General features: G+C 56.4%; 7 protein-coding genes. All 7 read right to left on the minus strand.

The features are described from left to right. Window positions 1-90: 90 nt before the first annotated feature. Entirely contained in the window at window positions 91-1,353 is a 1,263-nt protein-coding gene (ilvA, locus tag G5B47_RS16415) for a threonine ammonia-lyase IlvA (protein ID WP_165100120.1), read from the minus strand. Between the two features lie 150 nt (window positions 1,354-1,503). After that, window positions 1,504-3,771 (minus strand): methyl-accepting chemotaxis protein, encoded by a 2,268-nt coding sequence (locus G5B47_RS16420; RefSeq protein ID WP_165100122.1) that lies wholly within the window; start codon window positions 3,769-3,771, stop codon window positions 1,504-1,506. A gap of 335 nt (window positions 3,772-4,106) precedes the next feature. Further along, window positions 4,107-5,441, minus strand: a complete 1,335-nt coding sequence (locus G5B47_RS16425) for an SEC-C metal-binding domain-containing protein (protein ID WP_165100124.1) — start codon at window positions 5,439-5,441, stop codon at window positions 4,107-4,109. Between the two features lie 277 nt (window positions 5,442-5,718). After that, window positions 5,719-6,987 (minus strand): phosphoribosylamine--glycine ligase, encoded by a 1,269-nt coding sequence (gene purD / locus G5B47_RS16430; protein ID WP_165100126.1) that lies wholly within the window; start codon window positions 6,985-6,987, stop codon window positions 5,719-5,721. Between the two features lie 24 nt (window positions 6,988-7,011). Further along, on the minus strand, window positions 7,012-8,559 hold the full coding sequence (gene purH, locus G5B47_RS16435) for a bifunctional phosphoribosylaminoimidazolecarboxamide formyltransferase/IMP cyclohydrolase (RefSeq protein WP_165100128.1): 1,548 nt from the start codon (window positions 8,557-8,559) through the stop codon (window positions 7,012-7,014). A 275-nt stretch (window positions 8,560-8,834) separates the two neighbouring features. Further along, a complete protein-coding gene (gene purN, locus G5B47_RS16440; RefSeq protein ID WP_165100217.1) occupies window positions 8,835-9,449 on the minus strand; it encodes a phosphoribosylglycinamide formyltransferase in 615 nt (204 codons plus the stop codon). Further along, on the minus strand, window positions 9,449-10,492 hold the full coding sequence (gene purM / locus G5B47_RS16445) for a phosphoribosylformylglycinamidine cyclo-ligase (RefSeq protein WP_165100131.1): 1,044 nt from the start codon (window positions 10,490-10,492) through the stop codon (window positions 9,449-9,451). Before purM ends, purN begins: the two co-directional genes overlap by 1 nt. Window positions 10,493-10,871: the final 379 nt, after the last annotated feature.

Below are 10,871 nucleotides of genomic sequence, written 5' to 3' on the forward strand. Positions count from 1 at the left end.
GCTTCAACAGATACGCGCACGAACAGCCCCGCGGTAAAGATCCGCGGGGCTGTTATGCATCTGATTCGATTATCCGTTTGATTGAAGCGGCTAAATCAGCATATTGAACAGATTCAGGTCCTTGTTCAGTTCGACATAATCCACGCCCTTGAGCTTCATCCGTTCAAGAAGCGGCTCGTAGGCTTCCTTCGACAGCAGCTCGATGCCGACGAGGGCCGGGCCGTTCTCCTTGTCGTTCTTCTTCGTGTATTCGAACCGGGTAATATCGTCTTCGGGACCGAGCACCTCTGACACAAATTCGCGCAGCGCGCCCGCCCGTTGAGGGAAATTGATCATAAAATAGTGCTTCAAGCCTTCATAGATCAGCGAGCGTTCCTTGATCTCCTGCATCCGGTCGATGTCGTTGTTGCCGCCGCTCACAATGCAGACGACCGTCTTGCCCTTGATCTGATCGCGGTAGAGGTCCAGTGCCGCGACCGGCAGCGAGCCGGCCGGCTCTACCACGATCGCGTTCTCGTTGTAAAGCTCCAATATAGACGTACAGGCCTTGCCCTCCGGCACCTTGAGGATGTCATCCAGCGTGCGGGAACAAATATCGTACGTCAATCCTCCCACCCGCTTCACCGCCGCGCCATCGACGAACTTGTCGATTTCCGGAAGCGTCACAACCTTTCCCTGCCGGAACGCCTCGCTCATGGAGGCGGCTCCCGACGGTTCCACGCCGATCACCTTGGTCGATGGGCTGACCGTCTTCACATAGGCTCCTACGCCCGCCGCCAGACCGCCGCCGCCAATCGTCACGAACACAAAATCGGCCGGTTCGCTCAGACTCTCCATCACTTCCATCGCAATCGTTCCGTTGCCGGCAATGATCTTGGGCTCGTCGAAAGGATGGATGAGCGTCATTCCATGCTCAATGCAAGCCTGCATCGCTTCCTCGTAAGCGTCATCGAACGTATCGCCCTTGAGCACCACCTCAACGAATTCTCCGCCGAACCGCCGAACCTGCTTCACCTTCTGATTCGGCGTGGTGCTGGGCATGTACACCTTGCCGTGAATACCAAGCGCGCGGCAGGAGAAGGCGACGCCCTGCGCATGGTTGCCCGCGCTGGCGCAGACGATCCCCCGGCTTCTTTCCTCCTCGGACAAGCTGCGGATCATATTGTAAGCCCCGCGGATTTTGAATGAGCGCACGACCTGAAGGTCCTCGCGCTTTAAATATACATTGCAATCGTATTTGGCCGACAGCACCGCGTCGCGCTGCAGCGGAGTCCGTACAATGACTTCCCGCAGCCTGTGATGCGCACGCACGATATCTTCCAGCCCCACGATCCGGTTGCCGCTTTCCTTCATGAATTCTCCTCGCTTCACTGTCTTGTTAGCATTTTCGTAGCCTTCTTGTAACATACTCCCCCGGCGGCAATTTTTCAAGCATTCACGCGCAAAACGGCCCCGGCGCTTCTGTAAACGCCGGGGCCGGACTGCGGCATATCATTCCATGTTCTACGCCTTAAAGCGGGACACGGTATCCAGCAGCGCCGACGAGCTCTGCCGGATCTCTTCCATCTCCGTTATGATGCCTCGGGATTGGTTAATAATCCGCTCCGATCTTTCGGCTATATTGCCGGCGCCCTCGGCGCCTTCGTTCGTAGCAATCGTCGTTTCGCTGATGGCGCTCAGCATATTTTGGATGGAGGCAAGCAGCTCCTCCGTCGTGGCGCTGAAATCCGTCACCAGATCTTCCACATACTTCGCGTCGTCACTGTACTGGGAGCCCGTCTGCTGCATGGCGTCGTAATCGCGCAGCACCTGCTTATCCATGAACTGCAGCATATCCTCCGCCCCTTCGACGAGGCTGCCCACGGCCGTAACGACCGAGCCGGTGACCTGCATGATTTCCCCTACAGCCTCGCGGGAATGTTCCGCAAGCTTCCGGATTTCCTCGGCCACCACGGCAAATCCGCGCCCGGCTTCTCCGGCCCGCGCCGCCTCGATGGAGGCGTTCAGCGACAGCAGATTCGTCTGCGAGGCAATCTCCAGAATAGCCGTCGTCAGAACCTTGATCTGTTCAATCGACCGGGACTCTTCGATCGCGTTCCGAAGCTTCTCCTCACTCTGCCCGAACAGGCGGTCCGCCGCCTGGCGGGAATCGATGGCCGACTGCTTCAGCCGCTCGGCACGCGCGTTAATATTCCTTGCCGACTCCGCACCCTCCTGGGCCTTCAAGGCGATGCTGTTAATGGCGCTCTCGATTTCCAGCGTGCTGGCGTTCATTTCCTCCATGGAAGCGGCCGTTTGCTGCATCCCCGCCGACAATTGTTCTGTTGTGGCCGAGACGTCCGCGATATCTTCATCCAGGGAAAAAATATTTTTCTCCGTATTTTCCACCGCACTCGAAATGCTTCGTGACGTCCGCATGATTTCACCGATCATTCTCTGCTGGGAAGCGATCATTTCATTAAAACCTGTAGCCAGAAGCTTCATCTCCCCGATGGCCTTGAAGTCGGCGCGCACCGACAGGTCCCCGTTCATCGCGGCCCCGAAGGCGGAGGTCAAGACTGGAATCGGCTTCAGCAGATTGCCGGAAACGAAATACAGCAGGAGGCCCAGAATGACAATGGACACAAGAATCGACACAATAAAAATAATCTGGAAGCTTTTCAGGGCGCTCTCCGCATCCCCCGAAGGCACGACAAGCGCTACAGCCCATTGATGGTCGACGGCGGGAGCATATGAAACATAATTGGAACGTCCCTCGATATCCGTCTTCGTAACACTTGAGCCCCACTGCATCATTTTGTCGCTGACGGCTTTCCAGTCCGTCCCCAGCTCACCGATCTTCTTCAGCAGAATGTAGTCGCTGTTCGGATGGTATATGAACGTGCCCGTCTTATTGATCAGCAGCGCGAATCCGCTGCCCTTGTAGTTGAAGCTCTTCAGCTCCTTCGTCATCTGATCGATCGAAATGTCCGCACCCGCCACGCCAAGCAGCTTGCCGCTGTCGTCCACAATTGGAGCGCTGAGGGTAACAACCAATTTGCCGGAGCCGGCGTCAATATAAGGATCGGTCACCGTAAGACGGTTATTCTTGACCGTTGTGGCATACCACGCGCGTTCTTTCATGTTGTAATCGGCCGGAGGCTCGAATTCATCCTGGGTAATGACCTTGTTAACGCTGTCCAGACCGATATAGACGTTCAGCAGATTTTTATTGCTGTCCTTCGTCAGATTCAATGTGCGAACCAGCCCGGTGTAGCCTTCCGTCGTCTTGACCTGGTCCGGAGAAGGCACGCTTGCGATGAATTCTCTCACAAAAGCGTTGGCGCCCAGCAGCTGCACACTGTTTCCAGCCGGCAGCAGCAAATCGTTCACCTTCGAGGAAATCTGGCCCTTTTCATAATCAAGGGATTGAAGCAGGTCGCTCACGATCACCTTCTTCGCATTGGTGTAGATGACGGACGCCATGACCGTTAAAATGATCACGACCGACACAATCACGGCCAAAAACAGCTTGCCTCTGATTCCCATATCGGAGAACATGTGCAGCACCTTCCCGGCCAAGGCTTTGACACCCGCCCGTTCTTCCGTACATTCTCCTGACTGCGCCGCCTTCAGCACAGGTTTGGACGACGCTGTGGACTTCCGGCGAAGCTTCAGCTTTGACGGGAACATTCCTTGTGACCATGGTCTGCGATTGGTTGTGGAGCCGCTTTCCTCTGACCGTTTGTCAACCGGCTCATTGTGTTCATTACGAGGTGATTTTTGTACCATGATGATCCCGCCTTCAACATTAATTAATAAACTTGCTTATTGGTTTTCTGAGAAAAAAGCTTCTCTCTTATTTCGACTTTTTTCTACAAAATTCCGCTTTATTCCTTCACCGTTTAACAACGACAATTGAACAAAGTGTAAAGAAATGAAAATCTGTTTCAGAAAATGCCTTTAATATTTGCTATCGGATTTGCATTTCGAGTTATGTAGGGGATGTTAGCTTTTCTATCGAAAATTTTGGCAGCTATGTGTCGATGTCAAAATTTAAACATTTTTGCAGCAAAAAAGCCTTCACTCCCAAGGAGAAGGAGCAAAGGCTTTGGTGAAAGTCCACCTTACTGCTTCAGCATCCATTTCAGCAGCTCCGGCACATTCGCCCACAACCGCGAGTGCATGATCACGTACTCCACCGCTTCGTTGGCGTCGCCCCTCCCGATAAAATCGGGCAGATTATGGGGAAGCATTTTGACGCCGAGCAGATAATCCGGCACATGCTTATTTACGCCCCTGGCTACGCGATACAGCATTTTCAAGCGGGAAGTGACGCCGTGGCGTTTGTATTCCAGCACCATCCGGTCATAGGCAAACGAAGCGGACCCTTCGTCAGAGCCGTAAGCCTTCAGCAGCTCTTCCGCTTTATCCAGCCCATCGGTATCGGTGTACAAATAAACGGCAAGCAGCAAATAGCGCGCTCCCATAGAGTCAGAGGGGTTAAGCTCCAGAATATGCTCAAGCGTATGGGCCGCCTCTTCCGAAGCCCCGCCGAACCAGCAGGATTCCGCATAGCTCATGCAGACGCGCAGGTATGGTCTTGTCTCCTGGATTAGCCAGAAGTGACCTTTGTTCTCAGCAAAAAACTCGGCCCCCAGTTCCCGGCGCCCGGCCTCCATCCCGGATTTCAGCAGCGTACGAACTTCCTCCTCGTTCACGGCCTCCTCAGCCAGCACCAAATAGGCCCCGGGGTTGTCGGGATCCAGATCAAGCGCCGCTTTCGCCAGCTGAACTCTGTTCTTGGAATTGCCCGATTCCATCGCTTTATGTACGATCAGCTGCGCCTTTTCCTTGGCGCTTCCGCGGAGCGTTCCAACAAGGACGTCCGGAGAGAGCGAATCGTCCGGGCTTCCGATGCCATATTCCACGGCATATGCTCGCAATTCCTTGACTCTGCGCGCAATCGTGGCCGGCGATACCTCGTACTTCCGGGCCAGGTCCGCCTGGCTCAGCATAAAGCCATACTCCTCGGACAGCAGATATTCAATCGCCGCGCAGAATACGCCTTCCTTCTTCACCATCGGTTTAACCACACGCGAATAGCCGTTCCACAGCATCAGCGCTTCCGCGATCAGTTCCTTGTCATACTCATATCTCATCTGCTCAATCAGCGTGAGGCCCAGGCTTTCATGCGCCGGACTCTCCCACTGCAGGTCGCGCGAGACTAATTTTCTAAGCTTCGGAAGCGTCAGCTTGTCCTTTGGGGAAGCCGTCTTCCCCTCTAAAGCGGGAGGCTCCTCCATGGGGGGCTGTACGATCGTGCCCTGCACGGCCGATCCGGCTCCAGAACCCACCAGGCTAAGTGTGGGAATGGCGTCCCGTTCTTTGCCGAGACAGCACTTTTTATATTTTTTGCCGCTCCCGCACGGACACTGGTCGTTTCTTCCAATCTTGATCAAAACCTATTCCTCCTTACATCTGTACCACGCCAAGAAGTAAACAGCCCGCACGTATGCTCAAGCTATACTTCGCATGACTGTTCAACGACATTATAGCATTTCCAGCATTTAAAAAGGGTCCCTCCGTCACCGGAAAGACCCTTTCTTCTGTATATATTCCGTACATTTTCCCCCGTACGAGTTGTATTATAGCACTTCTCTCACGCCTTGTCAGTCCTTTTTTAGGACATTTAACATAAAAATTTGTAGATTCTCCCGAACGGATCTAAGGCTATGGTCACAGTAACGCTTTGGCCGCGATATCGGTCCGGTTCTGCTTGCCGTCAAAGGAAATCCGGCCGGCGTTCGCATAGGCCGCATCCCGCGCTTCTGCGATGCCTGCACCGAGCCCGACAACGCCGAGCACCCGTCCGCCGCTGGTTACAATTCCCCCGTCAGGACCGAGTGCCGTACCGGCATGAAAAACAAGCCCTTCCCGGCCGGCCTCGTCCAGCCCGGCAATTGGAACGCCTTTCGGGTACGAACCCGGGTATCCTTGCGATGCGAGGACGACGCATACAGCGGCCTCGTCGCTCCATTCAATCTCGATTTCGTCAAGCCGTCCGTCTACAGCGGCGAGGAAAATCTCGAGCAGGTCGCTCTTCAATCTCGGCAGGACGACCTGGGTCTCCGGATCGCCGAAGCGGGCGTTGAACTCGACCGTTTTGGGTGTGCCGTCCGGCGAAATCATCAGTCCCGCGAACAGGACGCCGCGGAAAGGCCGGCCTTCGGAGACCATTGCCTTGGCCGTCGGCTCCACAATCGTCTCAATCGCCTTCTGGATGATGGCGTCGTCGATATGCGGCAGCGGAGAATAGGTGCCCATTCCGCCGGTATTGGGGCCTTTGTCGCCGTCAAAGACCGGCTTGTGGTCCTGCGCCGCCGGCATCGGACGGACCGTTTCGCCGTCAACGAAGGCCAGAATCGACATCTCTTGTCCGGCCAGAAACTCCTCGATCACGACCTGGCTGCCGGACTCGCCGAATACTCGGGATACCATCATATCCTCCAGCGCCTTCTCCGCTTCCTCGCGGGAGTAGGCCACGGTTACGCCCTTGCCCGCCGCAAGGCCGTCTGCCTTGATGACAATCGGCAGCGGCTGCGCCTTCAAATAAGCCGAAGCTTCGGCGTAGTCGGTGAACTTCCGGTAAGCCGCCGTCGGAATATTGTATTTATGCAGCAGATCTTTCATGAACGCCTTGCTGCCCTCGATCTCAGCCGCGTTCTTGCGCGGTCCGAACACCTTGAGCCCCTCTGCCTCAAGAACGTCTACAATGCCCGCGGCCAGCGGGTCGTCGGGTCCGACGACTACGAGCCCGACCTCTTTTTCCTTGGCGAACGCCGCCAGCTTGTCGAACTCGAACACGCCGATCGGCACGCACTCCGCCACCTGCGCGATCCCGGCATTGCCGGGTGCGCAGTAAATTTTATCCGCTTTGGGGCTCTTGAACAGGCTCCAGCAAATTGCATGCTCCCGTCCGCCGCCGCCAATCACCAAAATATCCATGCCTAATAAAACCTCCGGTCCGTTCTAGTGTTTGAAATGACGGACGCCGGTGAACACCATAGCGATTCCGTGCTCGTTCGCAACCTTGATCGATTCCTCGTCCCGGACAGAGCCGCCCGGCTGGATGACCGCCGTAATGCCCGCTTTGGCCGCGATTTCAAGCGTATCGCCCATCGGGAAGAATGCGTCGGAAGCGAGTACCGCACCCTTGGCTTTGTCGCCCGCCTGCTCGATGGCGATCTTTGCCGCGCCCACGCGGTTCATTTGACCCGCGCCCACGCCGATCGTCATGTCGTCTGCAGCAAGTACGATAGCGTTCGACTTCACATGCTTGACGACCTTCCAGCCGAACAGAAGCTGCTTCAGCTCTTCTTCGGTCGGCTTGCGGTCCGTTACAACCTTGAGATCGTCCGGATTAACGGAGTGAACGTCGCTTTCCTGTACGACCATGCCGCCTTCGACCGTCGTGACTACAAAGCTACTCTTCCGCGCCGCAGCTTCGCCAAGCCCTCCGATTTTCAGCAGGCGGATGTTCTTCTTCTTCGTGAGGATCTCCAGCGCTTCATCCGTAAAGCCCGGAGCGAGGATGATTTCCAGGAAAACGTCCTTCAGCAGATTCGCCGTATCGGAATCGATATAGCGGTTAGCCGCCACGATGCCGCCGAAGATGGAGACCGGATCAGCGTTGTAGGCTTTTTGGTAAGCCTGCAAAATGCTCTCGCCGACGCCGACGCCGCAAGGATTCATATGCTTAACCGCAACTACGGCCGGCTCGTCGAATTCCTTGACGATTTGCAATGCTGCATTGGCGTCATTGATGTTATTGTAGGACAGTTCCTTGCCATGCAGCTGCTCGGCGCCGGTCAGTGTGTCCGAAGCCGCCAAAGGCGTCCGGTAGAATGCCGCCTTCTGATGCGGGTTCTCGCCGTAGCGCAGATCCTGAATCTTCTCGTAAGTTACCGTATAGCGCTCCGGCAGCGGTTCGCCGGTCACCTTGGACAGATAGTCGGAAATCAGGGCGTCATAAGCCGCCGTATGGCGGAATACTTTTGCCGCAAGCCGTTTGCGGGTTTCCAGTGTCGTGTCGCCGCCAGCGCGCACTTCTTCAAGCACCTTGGCGTAATCGTCGGCGTCCACCACTACGCTTACAAACGCATGGTTCTTCGCCGCCGAACGCAGCATGGTCGGACCGCCGATGTCGATGTTCTCAATCGCTTCCTCGTAAGTCACATCGGGCTTGGCGATGGTCTCCGCGAACGGGTACAGATTTACAACGACCAGGTCGATGTAATCCAGACCAAGCTCTTTCATCTGGCGCGTATGCTCCTCGTTGTCCCGAACGGCCAGCAGGCCGCTGTGAACGGCAGGATGCAGCGTTTTGACGCGTCCGTCCATAATTTCCGGAAAGCCCGTTACATCGGAGATGCCGATGACCGGTACGCCTTCTTTGGCCAAAAGGGTGCTCGTTCCGCCCGTGGAGATGATCTCTACGCCCAATGCCGACAGCTCGCGGCAAAAATCCACGATGCCCCGTTTATCCGATACGCTGACCAGCGCTCTTTTGATACTCACTTTGTATAGTCCTCCTCCATTTTGACTTGCCGTTTATTGGGTAAAACATTGACTGCATGAATGATTCAGGCGCTAAACGTCCTGTTCCTCGCTTCCGGCAGCCATCTTACGCAAAAGGATGCTCTTGCTTTTTAATATATCCCGATCCGGTCCGGAAGCCCGCCTATCCGACATTTCTCACCGCTTTTGCAATATTTCCCGAGAAATATCATAACTCCCGGCGTTCATCGTTCAAATGTCGAATGAAGCTGACTTTGAGATCCGTCCTGCCGCCATTATTGCCGAACCGTTGCTTTTCTTCCGTCCAGCTTGATCTTTCCGGCCGCAAAAGCAGCAACCACTTCCGGATAAAGCTCGTACTCGATCCGGTGAATACGCTCAGCCAGCGAATCGGCCGTATCTCCGTCCTCCACCGCAAGTGCGCGTTGGGCAATGACCGGTCCCGTATCCATGCCTCCATCGACAAAATGCACCGTCACTCCCGTCAGCTTCACGCCGTAGTCCAGCGCCTGTCCGATCGCGTCCTTCCCGGCGAAGGCCGGCAGCAGCGACGGATGAATGTTAACGATGCGCCCCTCGTAAGGGGCCAGCAGCACCGGGGTGATGAGCCGCATATATCCGGCCAGCACAATGAGCCCGATCTCGCGCTGCTTGAGCTCCTCTACAATCCGTGCTTCATATTGCTCGCGGCTGTCAAAATCCTTGGGCAGCAGCAGCAGGGACGGAATCCCCGCCTCCTGCGCTCGCTGCGCCACAGGCGCTTCCGGTCTGTCGGACACCAGCAGTTCGATGACGCCGCCGCCCAGCCGCCCTTCACGCTGCGCCTGCGCCAGCGCCGCAAAATTGCTGCCCTGCCCCGAAGCAAACACGGCGATCCGGCTGTAGTTCATCATACATCCGCTCCCGTAAAGGTGACCTTGCGTTCTCCTTCCGTGACCTTGCCGATCACATACGCTTCCTCGCCGCTGTCTTTCAGCAACTGGAGCGCTTTATCCGCGTCGTCCGAGCCCACTACGAGCACCAGCCCGATACCCATATTGAAGGTCGTGAACATATCGCGGTTGGTCACGCTGCCTTTACGCTGAAGCAGCTCGAAAATCGGCAAAATCGGCCAGGAGCCGTACTGGATGTCCACATTGACGTTATCCGGCAGCACACGCGGAATGTTCTCGATGAAGCCTCCGCCGGTAATATGCGCCATGCCCTTCACCGGAAGCTGTTCCAGCAGTCCGAGAAGCGGTTTAACGTAGATTTTGGTCGGTGCGAGCAGCACGTCGGAAAGCGGCGCGCCCAGTTCCGGCAGCACTTCATCCAGGCTGTATCCGCCTTCTCCGTCAAGCAAAAGCTTCCGCACCAGCGAGAACCCGTTGCTGTGCACGCCGCTTGAAGCAAGTCCGATCACCGTATCGCCAGGCGCGATATGCTCGCCGGTTACCAGCTTGGCCTTGTCGGCAACGCCCACGGTAAATCCGGCGATATCATATTCGCCTTCCGAGTACATGCCCGGCATTTCCGCCGTCTCTCCGCCGATCAGCGCGCAGCCCGCCTGATGGCAGCCTTCCGCGATCCCCGAAACGATCGCTTCGATCTTCTCCGGCACCACCTTGTCGCAGGCCAGATAATCCAGGAAAAAGAGCGGCTCCGCGCCCTGCACGACAATATCGTTCACGCACATGGCGACCGCGTCGATGCCGATCGTATCGTGGCGGTCCGCCGCGAAGGCGATCTTCAGCTTCGTGCCGACTCCGTCCGTTCCGGATACGAGCACAGGCTCCTCATACTTGTCTTTATTCAAGCCAAACAGCGCACCGAAGCCGCCGAGATCCGTCATGACCTCGGGGCGAAACGTGCGCTTTACATGCTTCTTCATTCGTTCTACCGCTTCATTGCCCGCCGCAATATCCACACCGGCGTTTTTGTAAGCTTCCGACACTTGGACACCTCTTTTCATGTAGTTAAGCAAAAGATTCCGGTTAAGTCGTCATTTCGTGGACAGCTTGGACTTCCGATCGCTGTTATGCTCGGATTTCCTGATTGAACCGCCTGGCGGTTGAAATCCGAGCATAAAGGCGAACGCTTCCGCTTCTCCAGTTCCAACCTTCCCCTTCATGACGCCTTCCCGGAATCGAGGGGGAGCGGGATAGGCCGGGCGCCTAGGAACGGCGCCCGTGCCCGGGGCGAGGCCTGCCGCGATTTCGCGCAGCGAACAGCACGGGGCGGCCGAGCCCCTTGGGACCGCCGGACATAGCGGCGGTCCTCTTCGCCTGCGGCGAGTCCAGCCAGGCCTTCGCGAAGCGAACAGGTTGGGGCTG

Source organism: Paenibacillus apii (assembly GCF_011043685.1).
In the GTDB taxonomy this organism is placed as follows: Bacteria; Bacillota; Bacilli; order Paenibacillales; family Paenibacillaceae; genus Paenibacillus_AQ; species Paenibacillus_AQ sabinae.